We start from the raw sequence: 224 nt of genomic DNA on the forward strand, positions 1-224 counted from the left end.
TCCTCGCCGGCCAGGGTCAGTGCGGCGACTTTGCCGTAGGCGTCGTATTGCGCGGACCAGACGATGTCGCCGCTGTAGTCGGTGAGTTCCTGCGGGGTGCCGAGGTGGTCGAGTTGGTAGTAGAAGGGGCAGGCTTTTTTCGGGCCTTTGCCGTCGAGCAGGGCCAGCGGGCGGAAGGTGCCGGGTTCGTAGACGTAGCTGCGGTATTCGCTTTCGCTGCTTTC

The 224-nt window shown here is 63.8% G+C and carries 1 protein-coding gene; it reads right to left on the reverse strand.

The features are described from left to right. The coding region (locus M9827_RS27675) for an RHS domain-containing protein (RefSeq protein WP_250608407.1) at positions 1–224 on the reverse strand (224 nt) is incomplete at both ends.

It is taken from the genome of Pseudomonas sp. AKS31 (genome assembly GCF_023634765.1).
In the GTDB taxonomy this organism is placed as follows: Bacteria; Pseudomonadota; Gammaproteobacteria; order Pseudomonadales; family Pseudomonadaceae; genus Aquipseudomonas.